This is a genomic window from Nonomuraea pusilla (assembly GCF_900109355.1).
Lineage (GTDB): Bacteria > Actinomycetota > Actinomycetes > Streptosporangiales > Streptosporangiaceae > Nonomuraea > Nonomuraea pusilla.
Genome location: NZ_FOBF01000001.1, coordinates 533,731 through 555,335 on the forward strand (window position 1 = coordinate 533,731; position 21,605 = coordinate 555,335).

Consider the following 21,605-nt stretch of genomic DNA (forward strand, 5'->3'; position numbering starts at 1 on the left):
GTCGAATGAGCGACGCGGAACGCGCGATGACGGCGCCCCGCACATCCGAGCGCGGCGCGGCCACGCGCAGCTCGCTTCTCACCGCCGCCAGGGAGGTCTTCGTCTCCAAGGGCTTCGCCGAGGCGGGCGTCACCGACATGGTCGCCAGGGCCGACGCCAGCGTCGGCAGCCTCTACCACCACTTCTCCGGCAAGGCCGACCTCTACCTCACGCTGTTCGAGGAGTTCCAGGCCCGGCAGTGGGAACGCACCAAACAGGCCGCCCGCGCGGCCCGGGCGGCGGGCGAGAGCGACCCGATGCGGGTGTTCGTCGCCGCGGCCCGCGCCTACCTCGACGGTTGCCTGGAGGAGCGCGAGCTGGCCGCCCTGTTCCTGCGCGGCGACGGGCCGCCCGGGTTCGAGGTCGTCATGCGCGACCGGCTGCGCACCTGGGCGCAGCGCAACGCCGCGCTGTTCGAGGACCAGCGGGCGCTGGTCGTCGTCGTCACCGGCGCGCTCGCCGCGGCCGTGTCCGAGGTGGTGCTGACGGGCGACCGCGACCTCGCCGAGGAGACGCTGTCCATCATCGGGCAGATCCGACCGGCCGCTTCGGCAGGCGGCGCCACCAGCGGGTAACCTCGGCATCTGTGCGACGGTTCACGCAAGGTTTCTACGGCTACGCGGTAGCGCTGTTCGTCTGCCTCGGGGCGGCCGGGCTGTTCCTGCTGATCGCCCCGCAGAGCCGGGAAGAGCACATCCCGCGGCTCGACTACTCCATCACTGTCGCCAACTTCGGCCACGGCGTGCCGTACCAGGTGTGGGCGCCGAGCAAGGACCTCCCGAACTGGGTGCCCAACAGCAACAGGATCGCCAAGGGCGAGAACGGCGCTCAGGTCCTCCACCTCGGGTTCGCCACCGCCAAGCGCGAGCACCTGATGTTCGTCCAGAGCGACGAGAAGCCGGCCGCCGGCTTCGCCAACCGCATGGCCAACAGCGACAAGGCGGTCGGCAGCCAGCAGGTGGGCGGGGCGGCGTGGGAGCGGCGCTTCCGCGAGGACAAGAAGCAGCGCACGCTCGTCCGCTTCCTCCCCGACGTGACCCTGGTCATCACCGGCACCGCCGACTGGGACGAGCTCGGCCAGTTCGCGGCCATCCTGCAGCAGCGCCCCCGCGGCTGACGCGGTGACCTGCCGCGGGCCCCGCCGGAGCCCCCGGGCCGGCAGGGCCGCGCGATCAGGTCAGCACCACGACGCCCTCGTCCTGGAGATGAACATCGTGACGACGTAGTTGTTCATGAACAGCTTCTGGCCGTCGCAGAAGTAGATCTTCCTGCCGGTGTTGTCCTGGGCGTAGCCGGACCAGTTGCCCGCCGTCAGCTGGTCGGTGTACAGGTTGACGTTGTAGAAGATCCCGTAGTAGTTCCTGCTCCAGATGATGCTGCCGCTGTCCCAGAGCCGCACGGGGGTGGAGGCCGTCGAGAGGTCGCTCGCCGTCGAGGCCGCGGCGGCCGGGGAGAGGAACGTCCCCGCGGCCATGATCAGGGCCGCGATCCCGCTGGACAGTTTCAGTGCGCGCTTCATGAAGCTCCTCCTTGTGGTCGATGAGCTGCTGAGAAGCCTTTCTCGGGCGGCGACGGCGTCACAACGCCTTTCGGATCTGACCGAAAGGCTCTGCACAGAGTCAGGCCGTCCTGGAAAAATCGGACAGCATGATGCGACTGCACCTGACCGCCGCCGACCTGTGCCAGATCGCCTTCGCCCCAGCCCCGAACGCGCTGCAGGAGGCCGCCCTGAGCCTCCGCAGGCCGCCCGCCCGGGGTTGGTCGCGCCCCGGCGTCCGCGCCTGGCACCGGCACCTGAACGGCGGTCTCAAGGCCCGCGCGGGCGCGCTGGCCGACGTCGTCCCCCGGGGCGGGTTCCTGCCGGACTTCCTGCTCCAGCCGGACGTCGACGACCTCTCCGCGTGCGTGGAGCTGGCCAGGCACACTCCCGCCGACCGGCTCGAAGCCGACCTGGACCTGATCGCCCCCTCGCCGGGGCAGCCGTCCTGGGTGCGTGACCTGGCCTGCGGCGAAGCCGGCGCCTGGGACACCTTCACCAGCGACGTCCACCGCTACTTCGACTCGTCACTGGCCCCCTGGTGGCCGCTCGTCCGGGAAACCGCCGCCGCGGACCGCGCGTTACGCTCCGAGACGCTGCTGCGCGGCGGCACCGGCGCCCTCCTCGCGACCCTGTCGCCCCACTGCCGCTGGGAGCCGCCGGTCCTGCACGTCCGGATCTCCGGCGAGTACGACGTCGAGCTGTGCGGACGCGGCCTGCTGCTGGTGCCCTCGTACTTCGCCCCCGGTCCCATGGTGATGTACCGGCCCGAAGCCTCCACCGTCCTGGTGTATCCCATGCACGGCGTGGACGAGTCCGCGACCGGGAAGGACGTCCTCGGCCCCCTCCTCGGCCGCACCCGCGCCGGCGTGCTGGCGGCGCTGCGCCGCCCTGCCACCACCAGCGACCTCGCCGACCGGCTGGCCATCTCCCGGGCGTCCGCCAGCGAGCACACCACCGTGCTGCGCAACGCCGGGCTGGTCGCGACCAGCCGGATGGGGAACGCCGTCCTGCACACCCTGACCCCTCTCGGCTGGGCCCTCCTCGGCGACGACTCGCCCGCCTGACCCGGGTCGCCCGCCCGGCCACCGCCGCGGCCTGACCCGGGCGGCGGCGCGGCCCGTCTAGGGTGGTGTCGTGGCAGACGAGAAGGCACCCTCATACGAGCAGGCGCGCGAGGAGCTGACCGAGGTGGTGCGCCGGCTGGAGACCGGCGGCCTCACCCTGGAGCAGTCGATCGAGCTGTGGGAGCGGGGCGAGAAGCTGGCCGCCATCTGCGAGGAGTGGCTGCAGGGAGCGCGCGTGAAGCTCGCCGCGGCCATGGCCCGCCGCTCCGAGCCCGCGGGCGGCTCCGACGACGCCCCCTTCTGACGCCCGGGCGGCTGGTCAGTCCCGCGTCCTGTACAGGGCCACCACGGGGATGCGCCGGGTGGTCCTGGCCTCGTACTCCGCGAAGCCGGCGGCCTGCTCCACCATGCGCGCATACAGCGCGTCGCGCTCCTCACCCTCGACGAACTCGGCCTTCACCTCGAACGTCTCGGCGCCGACCTCGGCCGTCGCCACGGGGTTGGCACGCAGGTTGTGGTACCACGCCGGGTGGTTGTCGGCTCCGCCGTTGGAGGCGATGACGACGTAGCGCTCGCCGTCGCTCAGGTACATCACCGGGCTGGTCACGGGCCGGCCGCTCCTGGCGCCCGTGGTGGTGAGCAGCACGAGCGGCGAGCCCTCGAACATGCCGCCGACACGGCCGCCGTTGGCCCGGAACTCCTCGATGACCTGCTGGTTGAACGTGTTGGGCATGATTCACTCCTGAGTTAATCGGAGAGTTCTCCGGTTACGAGCTTAACCGGAGAACTCTCCGGTTGTCAGGGGTATGCTCGTGCCGTGCCCGTACGTCCCTCGCTGCCCGTGGCCGGGCAGCCGCAGCCCGAGCGGGCCGACGCCGCACGCAACCGGCAGAAGATCATCGAGGTCGCGGCGCGCCTGATCGACGAGAAGGGCGCCGAGCAGCTCTCACTCGACGAGGTGGCCCGCGCCGCCGGCGTCGGCGTCGGCACCGTCTACCGGCGCTTCGGCGACCGCTGCGGCCTGCTGCGGGCGCTGATCGACGAACACGAACGGCGCTTCCAGGCCGCCTTCATGAACGGGCCGCCGCCACTCGGCCCCGGCGCGCCGCCCGCCCAGCGGATCACCGCGTTCCTGCACGGGCTCGTCGACCGCATCGACCAACAGCAGGCCCTGTTCCTGGCGCTGGAGAAAGGCGGTTCAGGCGCCAGGTACGGCGGGCCCTACCGGGTCTACCGCGTGCACCTGGCCACCCTGATCGCGCAGGCCAGGCCGGGCGCCGACGCCGGGTTCCTCGCCGACGCGCTGCTCGCCCCCGTCAACGCCAACCTCCTGTGCCACCAGCGCGACGAGCGCGGCATGACGACCGAGGACATCAAGAACGGCCTCACCGACCTCGCCACCGCCGTCACCTCGCACCACCCCTGAACGCCTGGCCCTGAACGCCTGGCCCTGGTTGCCGGCAGGGGAGCCGTGGCCTCAGGACTCTCCCGGCTCCCCGGCTCGTTCAGCGGGGTCGCCGTCCTCGGCCCTGACCGTCACGCGGTCGTCGCTCAGGCGGATCGTCAGCAGCGCTCCCGGCGCGATGTCCTTCGCCAGGCGCACCACCTCGCCCGACGGGTGCTGGACGATCGCGTACCCGCGCTCCAGCGTCGCCGCGGGCGACAGCGCCACCAGGCGGGCCCGCAGATGCACCAGGTCGTCCTCGGCGCGGTCGAGCGAGCTCGACAGGCACCGCCTGGCCCGCTCGCGCAGCGCGTCGACCTGCTCGGCCCGGCGTTCGAGCTCACGCACCGGGTCGGCCAGCGACGGCCGCGACCGCACCGCCGTCAGCCACGACATCTCGCGGTCGAGCCACCCGCTCACCACCCTGCGCCCCCGGTCGCGGAGCTGGCGCACCAGCGCGAGCTGCTCGCCCACGTCCGGCACGACCTTCTTGGCGGCGTCGGTGGGCGTGGAGGCGCGCACGTCGGCGACCAGGTCGAGCAGCGGGCTGTCCTGCTCGTGGCCGATCGCGCTCACCACCGGCGTACGGCACGCCGCCACCGCCCGCACCAGCGTCTCGTCCGAGAACGGCAGCAGGTCCTCCAGCGAACCGCCGCCCCTGGCCACCACGATCACGTCCACGTCGCCGTCGGCGTCCAGCTTGCGCAGCGCCTCGGTCACCTCGCCCACCGCGTACGGACCCTGGACCGCCACCTGCTCCACCTTGAACCGCACCGCCGGCCAGCGGCGGCGCGCGTTCTCCAGCACGTCCCGCTCGGCGGCCGACTCGCGGCCGCAGACCAGGCCCACCGTCCCGGGCAGGAACGGCAGGCGGCGCTTCCTGTCGGCGTTGAACAGGCCCTCGGCGGCGAGCAGCCGGCGCAGCCGTTCGAGCCTGGCCAGCAGCTCGCCCACGCCGACAGGCCGGATCTCCAGCGCCGTGAACGCGAACGAGCCCTTGTTGACCCAGAAGTCCGGTTTGACGTGCAGCACCACGCGCGCGCCGTCGGCCGGGCGCGGCACCGCCGCCTCGTACACGCCGCGGGGCGCGGTGACCCGGGCCGACACGTTCGCCACCGGGTCGCGCAGCGTCATGAAGACGGTGCCGCCGCGCGCGCTCAGCTCCGTGATCTGACCTTCGACCCAGACCGTGCCGAGCCTGCCGATCCAGCCGCCGACCATCTGCAGCACGGTACGGATCGGCAGGGGAGACTCGGGCGAGGTCTTCGACGTCATGGCGGAAGACTACGCGCCGCCCGCGCCTACGCCTCGGCCTGGAGCTTGGCCAGGCGGTTCTCGTACATGCGGACGACGTCCGCGCGGGCCTGCGTGGCGCGCTCGTACTCCAGGAGGGCGGCGATCTGCGCGGCGTCCTTGCCGCGCATCCTGGCCCTCAGGGAGGCGACGGACAGCCCGGCGTACCCGGGCAGCGGCTCCGCCGGCGCCCCCTCACCGGCGCCGGGCTTCTCGGCGGCGGGCGCGGGTTCCTCGGCGGCGGCGGGAGCGGGCTCCTCAGCGACGGCGGGCGCCTCGGCGACGGGCTCGACCGCCTTCTCCAGCACGGCCTCGCCCTGAGCAGGGGTCTCCTGCACGGCCTTGTCCTGGACAGGCGTCACCTGCGCGGCCGGCTCCTGGACAGGCGTCACCTGCGCGGCCGGCTTCTGGGCGGGCGCCTCCTGAGCGACGGTCTCCTGGGCGGGCGCCTCCTGGACCGGCGCCTCCTGGACCTTCGCCTCCTGCTTCGCCGGCGCGGGCTCCTCCGCCTTCTCCTCCGTCTTCTTCTTCGCAGGCTTGAAGATGACCGGCTCGGGCTTGGCCGGGGCGGAGCCGTTCGACTCGGCCCTGACCTGGTCGGCCTTGACCTGCTCGGCCTTGGCCTGCTCGGCTTCGGCCTGGTCGGGGCCGGGCTGGCCGGCGTCCGCCTCGGCCCCGGCCTTCGGCCGCGGCGCGAAGATGACCGGCTCCTTGCGGGCCGGCTTCTCCTCCTCGGCCTCGGCCTCGGCGAGCTGCGCGGCCGCAGCCCCTGCGGCGGGCTCCTGCTCCTCCTCGCGGTCCTCCTTGCCGAAGCCCTTGACCGAGTTCTTGATCCGGTCGACCACCAGCAGCGCCTGGCCCGCGGCGCTGAGCGTGGTCTGGACCACGAAGAGCGGGAGGTCCTTGGCCTTCTCCTTGAGCTGGTCCTTGTCGGTGACGGTCTTGGCGATGTTGCGTATCACGTCGCTGAGGGACATGACGTCTCCCTGGGAGGTCAGTATTGGACAGCCAGTCTCGCAAACGGCACGTAGCTCGCGCACGCGCGGGATCTGATGGCCGCTCCACGTAGCATAAGAAGTATGGAGCCCCAGACCTCTACTTCCCGCCGAGTCCTCGTAGCCAGGCCTCGTGGCTACTGTGCCGGAGTCGATCGAGCCGTGGTGGCGGTCGAGAAGGCTCTGGAGCAGTACGGCGCGCCGATCTACGTCCGCAAGCAGATCGTGCACAACACGCACGTCGTCAGGACCCTGGAGGCCAGGGGAGCCATCTTCGTCGACGAGACCGAGGAGGTGCCCGAGGGCGAGATCGTGGTGTTCTCCGCCCACGGCGTGTCGCCCGCGGTGCACGAGGAGGCCAGGCAGCGCGGCCTGCGCACGATCGACGCCACCTGCCCGCTGGTGACGAAGGTCCACAACGAGGCCAAGCGGTTCGCCGCCCAGGACTACGACATCCTGCTCATCGGCCACGAGGGGCACGAGGAGGTCGAGGGCACGTCGGGCGAGGCGCCCGACCACATCCAGCTCGTCGACGGGCTCGACTCCGTCGACAAGGTGCAGGTCAAGGACCCCGGCAAGCTCGTGTGGCTGTCGCAGACCACGCTGTCGGTCGACGAGACCACCGAGACGGTCGCCCGGCTCAAGGAGCGCTTCCCCACCCTGCTCGACCCGCCGAGCGACGACATCTGCTACGCCACCCAGAACCGCCAGACGGCCGTCAAGGAGATCGCCCGCGAGTCGCAGCTCGTGATCGTGGTCGGCTCGGAGAACTCGTCCAACTCGAAGCGGCTGGTCGAGGTGGCCAAGGACTACGGGGCCGACGCCGCGTACCTGGTCGACGACGCCTCCTTCATCCGGGAGGAGTGGCTCGACGGCGTCACCACGGTCGGCCTGACGAGCGGCGCGTCCGTGCCGGACGAGCTGGTGCAGGGCGTGCTCGCCTACCTGGCCGAGCGTGGCTTCGCCGACGTGCAGGAGGTCGAGGCGGTGGAGGAGAGCATGCGCTTCGCGCTGCCCCACGAGCTGCGCAAGGACCTCCGGGTCGTCTCCTAGGCTCCCGCCTCCCGGCCGCCCAGCGTCTCTCGCCTGGCGGCCGGTACGCCTCACGTCTCCCGGCCGCCCAGGGCGGGTCTCTCGCCCGGCCGCCGGTACGTCTCACGTTTCCGGGCCGCCCCGCGACACGCTTCGCGTGGCGGCCGGTCAGTCCTCGCCGCGTGGGGTGCCGTACACCCTCGGCTCGAAGTAGCCCTCGGGCTCGGGCACGAACGACTGTCGCGGGCGCGACGTCTCCGCGCCCGCCCGCAGCTCCTCGCGCAGGTCGCGGACGTTGTCGCGCAGGCCGCGCCGCCAGGCGACGGCCAGCACGAGGGCCGAGCCCGCGAACAGCCAGGGCGCCCCGCCGGTGAGCGACGTGTAGAGCCCGAGCGCCAGCGACTGCACGATCGACACCGAGCCGAACGCCCGCCCGAGCTCGACGAAGAGCGTCGCGCAGAAGAACACCAGGGGCGGCGTCACCACCAGCGACAGCAGCTCGCGCCGGTTGACCAGCACCACGCCGAGCAGGCTCGCGCCCACGAACGCCACGCCCACCACGAACGTCCGGCCGACCAGCGCCGACAGCACGTAGCCCGCGAGGGTGCCGACGAGGGCGAGCGCGATGGCGCCGCGCGCGGTCAGCCTGACCGTCGAACGCCTGCCCTTCTCACCCACTGGCCCACCCCCGTTCACTGCGACCCGTTGGCCAACTTACCGTTCGCGTGCGAAATCAGAGATGTGGTTTCGAGCAGTTCGGGCGAGGACAGCGGCCGCGGCAGGGTGTCGAGCATCGCCGGCGTGTCGAGCTCGCCGTCGACGACGCCCAGATCGTGCAGCTTGCGCGCGGTGACCAGGACGCGGCTCTCAAGGGAACCCACCGACTTGTTGTACGCCTCGACGGTCCTCGTCAGCGCCCTGCCCAGCGACTCGACGTTCCTGCCCAGCGACGACAGCCGCTCGTACAGCTCCTTGCCCAGCTCGAACACCGCGCGGGCGTTCTCGCTCAGCGCCGCCTGCTGCCAGGCGTAGTGCGCGGTGCGCAGCATCGTGATCAGCGTGGTCGGCGTGGCGATGTGCACCCGCCGGTGCATGGCGTACTCCAGCAGCCCGGGGTCGCGCTCCAGCGCGGGCGCGAGGAACGCCTCGCCGGGGATGAACAGCACCACGAACTCGGGCGACGGGTTGAACCCCTGCCAGTACGACTTGGCCGCCAGCCGGTCGACGTGCTCGCGCAGGTGCCTTGCGTGCGCGTCGAGCCGCACGGAGGCCAGCGACTCGTCGGACGCCTCCGCCGCCTCCAGGTACGCCGCCAGCGAGACCTTCGAGTCGACGACGACGTTCTTGCCTCCGGCCAGCCGCACCACCATGTCGGGCCGCATGGAGCCCTCGGTGACCTGCTCGTCGAAGTCGCAGTGGCGCTGCATGCCGGCGATCTCGGCGACGCGCCTGAGCTGGAGCTCGCCCCACCGGCCGCGTGCCTCGGGCCGCTGCAGCGCCCGCACCAGGGCCGTGGTCTGCGAGCGCAGGCTCTCGTTGCTCTGCCGTACGAACTCCATCTGCTTGGACAGCTCGGCGCGGGCCGCCCGCTGGCCCGCCTCGGTGTCGCGCAGCTGGGCCTCGACCCTGGCGAGCGCGTCCTTCAGCGGTTCGACGAGGTGCTCGACGGCCTGCCTGCGCTGGTCGAGGTCTCCCGCGGCCTCGGCGCGGGAGGCGGCGAGCCGGGTCTCCGCGAGCTCCAGGAAGCGGACGTTGTTGACGTCGAGCGCGCGCGTGGACAGCGCCTGGAAGCGCTCGGCGAGCTGCCCCTCGACGTAGACCAGCTTCTCCTCCGCGGCCTTGGCCCGAGCCCCCGCCTCGGCCACCCGCACGGCCGCGCGGGTCCTGGCCACCAGGAATCCGACGAGCAGCCCGATCGCGAGGCCGAGGAGGAGCGAGACGAGGTCCACCCCACCGATGATGGCAAAGCACCGCGCGGCCCTCCGCACCGACACGCCCGGCCATCGCGGTGGGCGAACACGCGGGCCGGCACGGCACGCGGACGCCCGCCGGAGTGGGCCCGGCGGCCGTCCCGGCGCACGGTGCGCACCTTGCCAGCAAGTAAACTCACTGTCCGTGAGCCTTTCCATCGGCATCGTCGGCCTGCCCAACGTCGGCAAGTCCACGCTCTTCAACGCGCTGACCAAGACAGGCAACGCCCTGGCCGCGAACTACCCGTTCGCCACCATCGAGCCCAATGTGGGCATCGTGGGCGTGCCCGACGACCGCCTGCCCAAGCTGGCCGAGATCTTCGGCTCGGCCCGCATCCTGCCCGCGAAGGTGGAGTTCGTCGACATCGCGGGCCTGGTCAAGGGCGCCTCGGAAGGGCAGGGCCGGGGCAACCAGTTCCTGGCCAACATCCGCGACACCGACGCCATCTGCCAGGTCATCCGGGTCTTCGGCGACCCCGACGTCACGCACGTCGACGGTGAGATCTCGCCCAAGCGCGACATCGAGACGATCAACACCGAGCTGATCATGGCCGACCTGCAGACGGTCGAGAAGGCCGTCCCGCGCCTGCAGAAGGAGGCGCGCAACAACAAGGACAAGAAGTCCGCGCTCGAGGCCGCCGAGGCCGCGCTGGCCGTCCTGGAGACCGGCAAGACCATCTTCGAGAGCGGCCTCGACCGCGAGGGGCTGCGCGACCTCCACCTGCTCACCGCCAAGCCCTTCCTGTACGTCTTCAACCTCGACGCCGACGAGCTGACCGACACCGCGCTGCGGGAGCAGCTGTCCGCGCTGGTGGCGCCGGCCGAGGCCGTCTTCCTCGACGCGAAGATCGAGTCCGAGCTGGTCGAGCTCGACGAGGAGGAGGCGCTGGAGCTCCTGCAGTCGGTCGGCCAGGAGGAGTCCGGTCTGCGGCAGCTCGCCCGGGTCGGGTTCGAGACGCTCGGCCTGCAGACATACCTCACGGCGGGCCCCAAGGAGACCAGGGCCTGGACGATCCGCAGGGGCGCCACCGCCCCCGAGGCCGCCGGGGTCATCCACACCGACTTCCAGCGCGGCTTCATCAAGGCCGAGGTCGTCTCGTTCGACGACCTGGTGGCCGCCGGGTCCATCGCCGCCGCGCGCTCCGCCGGCAAGGCGCGCATCGAGGGCAAGGACTACGTGATGCGCGACGGCGACGTGGTCGAGTTCAGATTCAACGTTTGATTCCTGGACCACTGCCGCGTCAACCAGTTCGAGGGCCCACGCGTCGAATCGTCACGGCGTTCACGCTGACTCGGGAGGCCCTCATGATCCGACGCATCATCCGGAAGCGACGCCCCGCGCCCACGCTCGCGGGCATCAGCCTGGAGGAGGAGCTCGCCCTGATCAGGGTCGAGCTCATGTACGGCCTGCGCGTCAACCGTGAGGCGTACCTGCGGAGGAAGGCCGAGGAGCGCGACGAACTGGCGAGCCGCATGCGCGAGCAGGACGCGGCCGCCATGCTGGCGAGCCTGCGCGGGTCGCTGGAGCGTGCCGTCCGCCCCACTGTCGTCGATCTGCAGAGCAGGCGGCAGGCGCGTCCCGCCCAGGATCCCGAGCCCGCCTGACACCCCCTCCTGCCCGCCGTCATACCGAATAGGCAGGTCGTTAGAGTCCATCCCTTTTTTGGACAGGAATCCGTGGCTGTCACGCTACCGGGCTTAAGGCATCGTGCCTGGTCAAAAGCCTAATTCACCGCGAACCATCAGGAACGGACACAGGGACGCGCGTTCCGTGGCCGGTTTGCCGTCAGGGCGGCGATGCCTGCAGCATAGGCGTGGCTTTCCTGGAACAATGGCGGGGACCGGATAGGGTGACTGCTTCACCGCGGATGATGGGGATCGGCAACGGACGACACCGCGCCAGCCGGGGGGATCGGCGCGAGCGGAGGCGTGATGGCTCGTAGGTCTACCGTCCAGCACGGTCCTCGGATCGCTGGCGATCCCGGGCTTTCCGGACATCCGGAGATCGACGACTTCGAGGCGCCGCCGCCCCGCAAGCCGCGGCGCGGCGGGTGGTCGGGCGGCGGAGGCCGCTGGCTGGTGTGGACCGGCCGTGTCATTCTTTGGGCGCTTATTGTAGTAATCGTGGTGAATGGGATCCGTGCCCCATTTGAGCGGTTTACGCAGCAGGCGGCGCCTGCCGCCGACCCCGTTAACCAGGCACATCACGGATTTCCCGCCGACCGGGGCATGGCCTTCGCCGCCCAGTTCGCGGGGGTGTATCTGAATTTCAGCCCGGAAGACGCCGCGAGCAGGTCAGGAAAGCTCGCCGCGTTCCTGCCCGAGGGCATGGACCAGCAGGCCGGATGGGACGGTTACGGCAAGTACTCCGCCGTGGCCGTCCAGCCGTACGACATCGAGACCACCGACGCCCAGAACGCCGTGGTCACGGTGGCCTTCCAGAGCGGGCCCCGCAGGTTCCTGCTGTCGGTGCCCGTCTACTACTCGGGCGACGAGGCGGGCAAGCGCTTCGTCGTCTCGGGCAGGCCCGCGATCCTGCCCGCCCCGGCCCCGGCCGACCTGCCGCAGCTCGCCAAGCCCGAGACCGACGACGCCGCGGCGGCCGAGCTGAAGCCGCAGCTCGAAGGCTTCTTCAAGGACTACGCCTCCGGCGACGCCGCCGGGCTGCAGCGCTACGTCGCCGCCGGCAAGAGCCTGCCGAGCTTCGGAGGCTCCTTCACCTTCGCGGAGCTCAAGGAAGTCGTGGTGCCCGTGGGGGGTGCCACCAGAGAGATACAGGCGGTCGTGGAGTGGCTCGTGCCGACGGCGTCGGCCTCGGCCGCTCCGAACACCACCGACCCCGGCGCGGTCGGCGGCCGGTTGGAGCAGGCCTACCGGTTGACCGTCGAAAAGCAGGGCGACAAGTGGTATGTCGCCGACATCCGCGGCGCGGGTCGGCGAGTTGGATAGACCCTGTGCCGCACTGCTGATCGGTACCCCCCGGGAGGACGAGAAGTGACCTTGAAGACCGTACTGCTCACCTTGATCGAGATGTCGCCCTCACCGGCGCCCACCGGGGTCAACACCGAGGGGCTCGCGAACTTCCTTCGCGCGTTCTTCGCGCCGTTGTTCCTGGTCGTGGTGTCCGTGGTGGCGCTGTTCTTCCTCTTCACCCGTGAGATCACCCGCTTCGTGCAGTTCCTGATCCTGGCCGTCGCGATCGGGGTGATCTTCTACGTGCCCAACATCATCGAGGTGACCGCGAAGGCGATCGCGGGCGCCTTGGGCATCAGATGAGGGTTGAGACCGCTCCACGGCGGTCATGAACGAGCGGGTGGAGAGGAGGACCGGGTGGACCTGCCCACGTATACCAACATCTGGCGAATCGAGAAGCGGCTCTACAAGCTGTACGACCTACGGCTGCCGACGCCGCTGCCCATCGTCTGGATCGGGGTGTTCGTCGGTGTGTTCGTGCCGTGGTCGCTCCTGCTCGTGCTCGTCGGCGTGCCCGTGGAGATGCCGTGGCACGTCCTGTTCCTGGTGCCGCCCGGCATCGTCACCTGGCTGTCCACCCGGCCCGTCATCGAGGGCAAGCGGCTCACCGAGCTCCTGGAGTCCCAGCTCCGCTATCTGGGGCAGCCGAAGGCCTGGTACCGGCTCGCGCCCGCGTCCGAACCCGAGACGGTCACGTTCGCGGGGCGGGTGTGGCGGACAACGCCCGGCCAGGTGAAGGCCAGGCCGTCCCGCAAGGCCGCCCAGGCCCGGGCCGCCGCCGACGCCACCGAGACGGCCCCGGAGCCGCGGCGGACGCGCGGCAGGGTACCCAAGCCGCTGCCCCGCCGCCCGGAGCGCGTCGTCGACGCGGCGGAGGCGGCGGGCCGCACGGAGAGCATCGTCCGCGACGCGACCACCTCCCCGCGGGGGGCCGCCGTGCGCGCAGAACCGCCGGCCCGCAGGGACGTCCCCGGCTCGAACGGCGGCAGAGGCACGGCGGGCGAGCCCGGTGCGACGCCGCGCCGGATCCGCCCCGCCGTGGCGGCCGCCGCTGCCGCCGCCGCGCAGGCACCGGTCACCGCCGCCGTGCCGGAACCGCCCGTCAGCGGCGCCACCCACCACACGGGGCAGGCCACCGGGGCGCCCGGCCAGGCCGCACAGGCTTTCGGCGCTCCGGGGTCGCAGGCGTCCGGCCACGCTGCACAGGCTTTCGGTGCTCCGGGGGCGGCGACCGGCGCGCCCGCGCCGTCCTCGGCGGCGAGCGGGCACGCTCCCGGGTCGCCCGGCCGCCCCGACGGAAGCGCCGGGCAGGCAGCCGGTGCGCCTGGGCAGGCGAGCGGGAAGACCGGGCAGGGGGCCGAGGCCATCGGGCTTCCGGGGGCCGAGGCCGCGGAGCTCCGGGGGACGGAGCCCCGGCAGCGCTCCGGGTCCGAGCCGCGGAGCCTCAGGTCCGTCTGGGGCACCGTGCTGCGCCGCGGCACCGCCCCGGCCCTGGGCCGGCCGCCCGCACGACCCGCGGCGCCGCCCCAGCGCGGGCACGACCTCCCGGAGCCGTCCGCGCCGCAGCCGTCGGGGACGGACGGTTCCGAGGGGAGCGGCCGTGACGCGGGCATCCGGGAGCCGGAGTCCGGGGCGGCCGTCGCTGGGCCTGCCGTGCCCGGAGCCGAGCCTGGCCCGGCGGTCTCCGCGCCTGCGGGGCCGTCCGTTGACGGCGGCCCCGCCGAGGAGCAAGGGCGACGTACGGGCACGAAGCAGGCCGGGGCTGGCACGGAGCAGGCCGGGACCGGCACGGAGCAGGCCGGGGCTGGCACGGAGCAGGCCGAGACCGGCACGGAGCAAGGGCGTACGGGCACCGGAGCTGCCGGGGTGGGCGGCGAGCAGGGCGCGGCCGGTGCGGCGGCTGGGCGGTCCGCCGGCGGGAAGCCGATCGACACCGAGGCGCTGCGGCGGCTGCGCAAGCTCGCCGCGAGCGCTGACGCGCCGTCCGAGCCCCTGGGACGCCCCGCAGACCCGCTGGGACGCCCCGCAGACCCGCTGGGACGCCCCGCAGACCCGCTGGGACGCCCCGCAGACCCGCTGGGACGCCCCGCAGACCCGCTGGGACGCCCCGCAGACCCGCTGGGACGCCCGGCGGAGCCGCTGGGACATGGTGCCGAGCCAGGGGGACGTGGCGCAGAGCCTGTGGGACCTGGTCCCGAGACCTCGGGACGCCGGGCCGAGGGCCTGGGGCGCGGGGCCGAGAGCGGGCAGTCGCGCGGCGGCGCGCGGCGTGACGACGACGTCGCCAGGAACCAGCACAGGAAGGGCCAGCCGCCCAGGATCGGCCCGGCCGTGACGCCGGCGGGCGTTCAGCGTGTCTGGCCGCCCACCGCCCCCGCGGCGGACCGTCCGGTGTCCCAGGAGGACGTCCGGCAGGAGACCGCGTGGGCAGCCGCGCCGGCGGCTCCGGAGGTACATGAGCCCGGCCCCGCCGCGCTCCCCGAGCCCTCGGCGGCGACCGTGCCGGAGGCCAGCACGCCCGGCGCCTCGGCGGCGACCGCTCTGGAGCGCAGCACCCCCGAGCTCCCGGCGGCGACCGTGCCGGAGGTCGGTACGCCTGGGGCCTTGGCGGTGACTGCGACGGAGGCCAGTACGCCCGAGCCCTCGGCGGCGACCGCGCCCGAGCCCCACACGCCTGAGCCCCTGACGGTGACCGCCCAGGGGCCGAGCAAGCCCGAGGGCGAGGCTTCCGGCGGCCCGGTGGCCGATCCGGCGCCTACGGGCCTCGAACCCGAGCCTCCGGCCAGGCGTACGGAGGCGACCGAGCAGGCCGCCCGACGCGGGGCCGTCGGCCAGGCCGCCGGACGCGGGGCCGTCGGCCAGGCCGCCGGACGCGGGGCCGTCGGCCAGGCCGCTGGACGTGGGGCCGTCGGCCAGGCCGCTGGACGTGGGGGCGTCGGCCAGGCTGCTGGACGTGGGGCCGTTGACCAGGCTGCTGGACGTGGGGGTGTCGGCCAGGCGGCCGCCGGGGACACGACGGGCGACGTCGGCTTCTCCGGTGCCGTGGTGCGCGCCGCGTCCCGCGAGCCGGAGGTCCGGGCCGCCGCTGAGGTGGCAGCGGACCGGGCCGGTGCCCATGACGGCAAGGCCGTGAGCGCCGCCTCCGGGGCTGCCGAGGGTTCAGGGCCGGCCGAATCCGTCGAGCAGGCGGCTCAGGAAGCGAGCGGGCCGATGCCGAGCGCTGCGACCAGGAAGGCCGCAGAGCGGGCGGAGGCCACCGAGCCTAGGCAAACCGGTCAGCGTGCGCAGACCGGTGAGCCGATCAAGGCCGCCGGGATGCCGATCGGGCCTGCGAGCGGTGCGCGGCCCGGTGAGGCGCGGGTGCGGCGGGTCGAGTCGGTCGTCGGGCGCGACTCCGGCGGGTGGCGGCGTATCGCGCAGGTCGTCGTGGGCGGCGGCGGGGTGCGGTCCGACGGGTCGGAGATCGACGAGACCCGCGCCAGGGCGGTGTTCGGCGGCAGCCGCAGGATCGTGGTGCTGGGCTGCACCGGCGGCGCCGGCCAGAGCACGACGGCGCTGATGCTCGGCCACACCCTGGCGAGATACCGCGACGACCGCGTGGTGGCCGTCGACGCGAGCACCGGCCGCGACACCCTCACCAGCAAGATCGAACCGGAGACGCCCGAGACCTTCACGTCGCTGCTGTCGCGGCTCGACAGGGTCAGCGGGTACCTCGGCATGCGCGGGTACACGACCCGCACCTCTTCCGGCCTGGAGGTGATCGGCGCCGACACCGACGCGGGCGCCGAGCAGCGCCTCGCCGACCGGACGCTCTTCTCCGACCACCGCCTGGGCGAGTCGCTCGGCCTGCTGGACCGCTTCTACAAGCTGGCCGTCATCGACCCGGCCGCCGCGCTGGCGGCCCGGGTCCTGCCGTACGCCGACCAGCTGGTGCTGGTGGTGCCGGCGAGCGAGGAGGCGTCCGACGCGGTGGCCATGACCTACGAGTGGCTCGACGGGCACGGCTGCGCGGAGCTGCGCAGGCGCGCGGTGATGGTGGTCAACGGCGTCAGCAGGCGTTCGATGGCCGACGTCGAGCAGGCGGAGTCGGTGGCCCGGGGCAGGTGCCGGGCCATCGTCAGGGTGCCCTGGGAGGACAGCCTCGCGCCTGAGGGCGCGGACGTCGTCGATCCGGGGCAGTTGCGCGCGGCCGGGCGGCGGGCCTACCTCGCTCTCGCCGGCGTCGTGGTCGCGGGCTTTGCGGCACAGACCGTCCGTCCGAGCGAAGAGGAGTTGGCGAGTGACCCCCCGGGCACGAGAATCGGTGAGCGATAAGTGAACAAGCGAGCAGGTCTGGCCCGTTCATGCGCCGAGGGGGCGGCATGAGCAGGGCGTCCCGAGCGCACCAGCGCCTCGCGGTCCGCTACTTCGACGACCGCATCCTGCTCACAGACTCAAGCGCATGGGCGTACTTCCGCCTTCCCACGGTCAGCTACGAGTTCGTGACGCCGGAGGAGCGGGAGGCGCTGGCGACGAACATCACGATCGCGCTGGCGGCGATCAGGATGCCGGACGCCGAGGTGCACCTGCGGGTGGCGCATCGTACGTACCCGGCGGCCGAGTGGGCGATGGCGTTGAACGCCACGTCCGACGAGGGGCCGGGCTGGCGCGACTACCTGGAGGAGATGTACCGCCACGTCTGGGCGAAGGACTTCTGGACGAAGGAGGTCTACCTCGGGGTGCGCCTGGGGGCGCGCGGCAGGCAGCTCGGCAGCGGTGTCCTGGCGCAGCTCCTCGGCTTCTACCAGAAGACCGAGAAGGCGCTCGGCATGGAGGACGACCACGTCCCCGACGGCGAGATCGCCAGGTGGACGGAGCAGGCCGAACGGCTGGGGAGAGCCCTCGCGTCGAGCGCCCTCTACGCCCGTCACGCCACCTCGGTCGAGGTGGCGTGGTTGTTCCAGCACGCGGCGGCGGGCGCGCTGGGCGACCCGCCGCCGTCGGCGAGCCCGAAGCGGCGCTGGGGGAGGGGCGAGATCGAGTCGCTCGTCGAGGGCGAGATCCACAACGGCAGGTCGCTGCTGCGGATCGTGCAGCCGCAGGGCGAGTCGTACGTCGCGTACCTGTCGTTCGCGCGGTTCCCCGACCTCATGCCGTTCCCCGACGGCGAGCCGTGGATGCACTTCGCCGACCAGTTGCCGTTCCCGCTGGAGATCTCGTCGCGGATGCGGCTGATCCCGCCGGTGAAGGCGTCCAAGGACGTGGCGCGCAAGCTGGCGCACGCCCGCGACATGGACATCCACATCAGGGAGGCGGGCGCGGAGGCGCCGCTGGCGCTGGCGGAGCAGATCGACGCGGCCCGCATGCTGGAGCACGGCATCACGAAGGAGCGGCTGCCCTTCGTGTACGGCTGGCACCGGCTGATCGTGGCGGCCCCGACCGAGGACATCTGCGTGCAGCGGGTGGAGGCGGTCGTCGAGCACTACCGTGACATGGGCATCGACGTGGTGAACTCGACGGGCGACCAGTTCTCGCTGTTCCGCGAGTCGCTGCCGGGCGAGAAGGTGGGCGTCAACGCGTACGCGCAGCGGCAGCCCCTGCGGACGATCGCGGGCGGCATGGCCACGGCCACCGTGGACCTGGGCGACCGGCCGGGCGACGGCACCGAGGGCTGGCTGGGGCCGTACATCGGGGAGACCATCGGCAGGGCGCGCAGCATCGTGCACTTCGACCCGCTGGTGGCGGCGACGAGGAACCGTCCCACGGCCATCGCGATCACCGGCGAGCCGGGCGGCGGCAAGACGACGCTCGCGCTGCTGATGATCTACCAGATGGCGTTGCGCGGCGTCACGGTCGCGGCGATCGACCCGAAGGGCGACGCCGAATCCCTGATCCGTCTCCTGGAGAAGCGCGGGCGCAGGGCGAGGGTGATCCCGCTGGGGTCGGCGGCTCCTGGGCTGCTCGACCCGTTCTCCTTCGGCGACGACATCGCGGCCAAGAAGACGATGGCCACGGAGACGCTGCGGCTGCTGCTGCCCCGCATGTCGGAGGAGCGGGAGTCGGCGATGATCCAGGCGGTCGCGGCCGTGTCGAACGGGGCCGACCCGTCGCTCGGCAAGGTGGTCGACTACCTGGAGCAGGCGGGCGACCCGGCGTCGAAGAACCTGGGCGCGGTGCTGCGCTCGATGTCGGAGATGCACCTGGCGAGGCTCTGCTTCGACCCGTCGGGCGGCGAGCAGATCGACAGCGAGGGCTGGACGACGGTGTTCACGCTGGGCGGGCTGACCCTGCCCGACGTGGCGACGCCGAGGGACGACTACTCGTACGAGCAGCGGCTGTCGGTGGCGCTGCTCTACCTGGTCTCCCAGTTCGCCCGCAGGCTCATGAACGGCCTCGACCGGCGCGCCCCCAAGGCGATCTTCTTGGACGAGGCGTGGGCGATCACGTCCACGCCGGAGGGTGCCAAGCTGGTGCCCGAGGTCAGCCGCATGGGCCGCTCACGCAACACGGCGCTGGTGCTGGTCTCGCAGAACGCGGGTGACCTGCTGAACGAGCAGGTGACGAACTGCCTGTCGTCCGTGTTCGCCTTCAGGTCCACCGAACGGGTGGAGGTGGACCACGTCATGTCGCTGCTCGGCGTGGAGCCGTCGGAGGAGCACAAGGCCGTGCTGCGCTCCCTCGGCAACGGCGAGTGCATCTTCCGTGATCTCGACGGCCGGGCGGGACGCATCGCCGTGGACCTCATCTCGGAGGAACTGCTGCAGTGGCTCGACACGAATCCGACACACGACAAACCGGTCGGAGACGTGCATGATCTTCATGGGGGCGTGGGCAGGGCGGCGCAGGAGGTTCGGTCATGAAGATCCGGCTACCCAGACGGCTGGCGCTCGCTCTCGCGCTGGTCGTCGGCATCCTCGTGGTGCCCGTCGCCATCGGCGGGTTGTCACCGGCGGCGGCGGCGCCGTGTGACCTGTCGGGGCCGCTCGCGCCCGAGGTGATCGGCGGCGGCATGGACGGCATGATCCAGCCGCCCGCGCCGGCCGCCTCGACCGGCGCGCCGGCCACGAACTACGCGCAGTTCGGCATGGCGGGCCAGTTCTGGCACACGCACGACCTCGGCTGCTCCGACTACGTCGCGGTGCTGGGCAACATGTGGGCCAACGGCGTCTTCACGGCGGCCAAGGCCATCGACCGGGTCACCATCACGACGTACCAGGCGGCGGCCACCGAAGGACCGCTCCAGAGCATCAAGGACGTCGTCGACGACATCGTCACCAAGCTCGCCGACGCCATGTACTGGAAGTTCCTGCAGCCGATCGTGATCCTGGGCGCGATCTGGCTCGCGTGGTACGGCCTGATCCGCAAGCGGGCCACGACGACGCTGGAGGGCGTCGTCTGGATGGTGGTGGCGGTCACGGCCGCCGTCTGGTTCTTCAGCCGCCCCGGCGACTTCACCGGCCTCGGCAAGGTCGTCACGGACAAGACGGGCGAGGTCATCAACTCGGCGTTCTCCGGGCTGCCGGGCGCGGGCGGCGCGTCCTGCCTGCCGCCGCCCGGACAGACCGGCGTCGAGCCCAAGCAGGGCGGGTACGGCCAGGTCGGCACCGCCGGCGTGGACCAGAACGCCGACGCCCTGTGGTCCACCCTGGTCTGCAAGCCGTGGCTGGTCGGCATGTTCGGCACGTCCGACCCGCAGCAGCCGATCGTGCGCGACTTCGGCCGCAAGATGCTGGAGACGCAGTCCATCGCGCCCGCCACGGCGGCTCAGCCCTCCCCCGACGTGGCCGCGCACCAGGCCGAGTACACCAAGGTCGCGGAGCTGCTGAAGAACGACTCGCGCTACACGATCTTCTCCGGGCGCGACTGGTCGAGCCGGCTCGGGGTCGCCGTCGGGGCGTTCATCGCGGCCCTCGTGGCAGGCGTCCTGATCTTCCTGGTGGCGGTGTCGCTGCTGGTGCTCAAGGTGGGCTTCCTGCTGCTGCTGATACTCGGGCCGGTGTTCCTGCTGATCGGCGTCCATCCGGGCAGCGGGCGGATCGTCGCGATGCGCTGGGTGGAGATGCTGATCGGCACGCTGCTCAGGCAGGCCGTGCTCACGCTCGTGCTCAGCGTCCTCGTGTACGGCTACGCGCTCATCATCTCGATGGCCCTGCCGTGGGGCATGCAGGTGCTGTTCATGGCCCTGCTGACGATCGCGGTGTTCTTCTACCGGCGGCCGTTCCAGCACCTGTTCTCCTCGATCAACGGGCACACCGTCGCCACCCGCATGCTGGGCGACGCGGCCTCCTCGCCGGTGCTGGAGCGGGCGGCGAACGTCCTGCCGCCGGTGGCGTCGGCCAGGATCGGCCGCTGGGGGCTGCGCAAGGCCGAACCCGTCCTGCGGGCGGCGGCCGTCGCCAACCCGGCGGGCGCGGCGGCCACGGCGGCCACCGCCCAGGCCAGGGTCAGGGGCGAGGAGGGCGAGGGCGGCGCGGCCGCGTCGGGCACCCGCGTCCCGGCCACGGCGGCGCCGCTCGACACCGACCAGCAGGGCGGCAAGGCGACCGGCAGGACGCCGCTGCAGCCCCGCAGGGGCACGGCGCCGCCGCTCAACCTGGGCGGCGCGGCCCCGCGTAACCGCGGCGCGGCGGGCGGGCCCCGCACGGTGGGCGCGGCCGGAGCCGGAGGCGCGGCGGGCGGCGCGTCCGGCGCGTCCGGCGGGCTGGGCGCGGCGGCCTCGGCGGCGTCGACGGCCTCGGGCCGCGGAGCGTCCGGTGGCTCGTCGGGTTCCGTCTCCGGCGGCGGGTCCGGGTCCGGTGGCGGCTGGTTCGGCGGGCGGTCCGGCGGCGGCTGGGCCTCGCGCGGCTCCTCCGGCTCGTCGGGGTCCTCGGGCGGGTCCGGCGGGTCCGGTGGCTCGCGCGGCTCCAGGTTCGCCGGGTCGGGCTCCCGGCCGGCCCCGTCGCGGGCGCGCGGCGGCTCCGGCGGCGGCCTGTTCGGCGGCGGCTCCGGCGGAGGCTCGGGTGGCGGCCTGTTCGGCGGGTCCGGCAGGTCCGGGGGGTCCAGGAACGGCGGCTCGTCCCGTACGTCGGGAGGGTCGAGCGGGTCCGGGTCGTCCGGCGGCGGGATGTTCGGCGGGTCGGGATCGCGCATCTTCGGCGGCTCCGACGAGCCGCGCGCCCGCTCCTCCGAGGCGCCCCCGCTGTTCCTGCAGAGCAGCCGCAACGGCAGCGGCTCGGGCGCGGGCGGGACGTCCGGGCCCTTCTGGTTGAAACCGAATAACCCCGACAAGGACTGAGC

19 protein-coding genes are annotated in these 21,605 nt (G+C 72.6%); 13 read left to right on the forward strand and 6 right to left on the reverse strand.

Annotated elements, in window-relative coordinates:
• The first annotated feature begins 5 nt into the window (after positions 1–5).
• Both BMX74_RS02355 and BMX74_RS02360 read left to right on the forward strand, forming a co-directional pair.
• On the forward strand, positions 6–614 hold the full coding sequence (locus BMX74_RS02355) for a TetR/AcrR family transcriptional regulator (protein WP_091097880.1): 609 nt from the start codon (positions 6–8) through the stop codon (positions 612–614).
• Between the two features lie 11 nt (positions 615–625).
• A complete protein-coding gene (locus tag BMX74_RS02360; RefSeq protein ID WP_091097882.1) occupies positions 626–1,156 on the forward strand; it encodes a DUF4245 domain-containing protein in 531 nt (176 codons plus the stop codon).
• A gap of 60 nt (positions 1,157–1,216) precedes the next feature.
• Here the strand turns inward: BMX74_RS02360 and BMX74_RS02365 are convergent, their stop codons facing one another.
• Positions 1,217–1,558 (reverse strand): hypothetical protein, encoded by a 342-nt coding sequence (locus BMX74_RS02365; protein ID WP_055508284.1) that lies wholly within the window; start codon positions 1,556–1,558, stop codon positions 1,217–1,219.
• Positions 1,559–1,686: 128 nt separating this feature from the next.
• Here BMX74_RS02365 and BMX74_RS02370 point away from each other — a divergent pair, with 128 nt between their 5' ends.
• Both BMX74_RS02370 and BMX74_RS02375 read left to right on the forward strand, forming a co-directional pair.
• Positions 1,687–2,643 carry an ArsR/SmtB family transcription factor gene (locus tag BMX74_RS02370; protein ID WP_091097884.1) on the forward strand — a complete coding sequence of 319 codons (957 nt, stop codon included), beginning with the start codon at positions 1,687–1,689 and terminating at the stop codon, positions 2,641–2,643.
• Positions 2,644–2,713: 70 nt separating this feature from the next.
• Positions 2,714–2,947: an exodeoxyribonuclease VII small subunit gene (locus BMX74_RS02375; protein ID WP_055508288.1), complete on the forward strand. Its 234-nt coding sequence runs from the start codon at positions 2,714–2,716 to the stop codon at positions 2,945–2,947.
• Between the two features lie 15 nt (positions 2,948–2,962).
• Here BMX74_RS02375 and BMX74_RS02380 read toward each other — a convergent pair whose 3' ends face one another.
• Positions 2,963–3,376 carry a nitroreductase family deazaflavin-dependent oxidoreductase gene (locus tag BMX74_RS02380; RefSeq protein WP_055508289.1) on the reverse strand — a complete coding sequence of 138 codons (414 nt, stop codon included), beginning with the start codon at positions 3,374–3,376 and terminating at the stop codon, positions 2,963–2,965.
• Between the two features lie 84 nt (positions 3,377–3,460).
• Between BMX74_RS02380 and BMX74_RS02385 the strand changes: the two genes are divergently transcribed.
• Positions 3,461–4,069: a TetR/AcrR family transcriptional regulator gene (locus BMX74_RS02385; protein ID WP_091097886.1), complete on the forward strand. Its 609-nt coding sequence runs from the start codon at positions 3,461–3,463 to the stop codon at positions 4,067–4,069.
• Positions 4,070–4,120: 51 nt separating this feature from the next.
• Here the strand turns inward: BMX74_RS02385 and xseA are convergent, their stop codons facing one another.
• Together xseA and BMX74_RS02395 are read right to left on the reverse strand one after the other, a co-directional pair.
• Complete coding sequence (gene xseA / locus BMX74_RS02390) at positions 4,121–5,362, reverse strand: exodeoxyribonuclease VII large subunit (protein WP_055508293.1); 1,242 nt, start codon at positions 5,360–5,362, stop codon at positions 4,121–4,123.
• 26 nt (positions 5,363–5,388) lie between these two features.
• Positions 5,389–6,357, reverse strand: a complete 969-nt coding sequence (locus BMX74_RS02395) for a hypothetical protein (RefSeq protein WP_091097888.1) — start codon at positions 6,355–6,357, stop codon at positions 5,389–5,391.
• 102 nt (positions 6,358–6,459) lie between these two features.
• On the opposite strand from BMX74_RS02395, the gene BMX74_RS02400 reads away from it, so the two are divergent.
• On the forward strand, positions 6,460–7,428 hold the full coding sequence (locus BMX74_RS02400; protein WP_055508297.1) for a 4-hydroxy-3-methylbut-2-enyl diphosphate reductase: 969 nt from the start codon (positions 6,460–6,462) through the stop codon (positions 7,426–7,428).
• 147 nt (positions 7,429–7,575) lie between these two features.
• On the opposite strand, the gene BMX74_RS02405 is transcribed toward BMX74_RS02400, so the two are convergent.
• Together BMX74_RS02405 and BMX74_RS02410 are read right to left on the reverse strand one after the other, a co-directional pair.
• Positions 7,576–8,085: a DUF6542 domain-containing protein gene (locus tag BMX74_RS02405; RefSeq protein WP_055508299.1), complete on the reverse strand. Its 510-nt coding sequence runs from the start codon at positions 8,083–8,085 to the stop codon at positions 7,576–7,578.
• 14 nt (positions 8,086–8,099) lie between these two features.
• The gene (locus tag BMX74_RS02410; protein ID WP_055508301.1) at positions 8,100–9,356 is read right to left on the reverse strand and encodes a DNA recombination protein RmuC; all 1,257 of its coding nucleotides are present in this window, start codon (positions 9,354–9,356) and stop codon (positions 8,100–8,102) included.
• Positions 9,357–9,522: 166 nt separating this feature from the next.
• Here BMX74_RS02410 and ychF point away from each other — a divergent pair, with 166 nt between their 5' ends.
• From ychF to BMX74_RS02445, 7 genes are all read left to right on the forward strand, one after another.
• Positions 9,523–10,599: a redox-regulated ATPase YchF gene (gene ychF, locus BMX74_RS02415; RefSeq protein WP_055508303.1), complete on the forward strand. Its 1,077-nt coding sequence runs from the start codon at positions 9,523–9,525 to the stop codon at positions 10,597–10,599.
• An 83-nt stretch (positions 10,600–10,682) separates the two neighbouring features.
• Positions 10,683–10,982: a hypothetical protein gene (locus BMX74_RS02420; protein WP_091097891.1), complete on the forward strand. Its 300-nt coding sequence runs from the start codon at positions 10,683–10,685 to the stop codon at positions 10,980–10,982.
• 624 nt (positions 10,983–11,606) lie between these two features.
• Entirely contained in the window at positions 11,607–12,326 is a 720-nt protein-coding gene (locus BMX74_RS02425) for a conjugal transfer protein (RefSeq protein WP_236715089.1), read from the forward strand.
• Between the two features lie 81 nt (positions 12,327–12,407).
• Positions 12,408–12,653: a hypothetical protein gene (locus BMX74_RS02430; protein WP_201784776.1), complete on the forward strand. Its 246-nt coding sequence runs from the start codon at positions 12,408–12,410 to the stop codon at positions 12,651–12,653.
• A 54-nt stretch (positions 12,654–12,707) separates the two neighbouring features.
• Positions 12,708–16,664: a TcpE family conjugal transfer membrane protein gene (locus tag BMX74_RS02435; RefSeq protein WP_177227163.1), complete on the forward strand. Its 3,957-nt coding sequence runs from the start codon at positions 12,708–12,710 to the stop codon at positions 16,662–16,664.
• Positions 16,665–16,711: 47 nt separating this feature from the next.
• A complete protein-coding gene (locus BMX74_RS02440; RefSeq protein ID WP_055508311.1) occupies positions 16,712–19,189 on the forward strand; it encodes an ATP-binding protein in 2,478 nt (825 codons plus the stop codon).
• Positions 19,186–21,603 (forward strand): type IV secretion system protein, encoded by a 2,418-nt coding sequence (locus tag BMX74_RS02445; protein ID WP_055508313.1) that lies wholly within the window; start codon positions 19,186–19,188, stop codon positions 21,601–21,603. Before BMX74_RS02440 ends, BMX74_RS02445 begins: the two co-directional genes overlap by 4 nt.
• Positions 21,604–21,605: the final 2 nt, after the last annotated feature.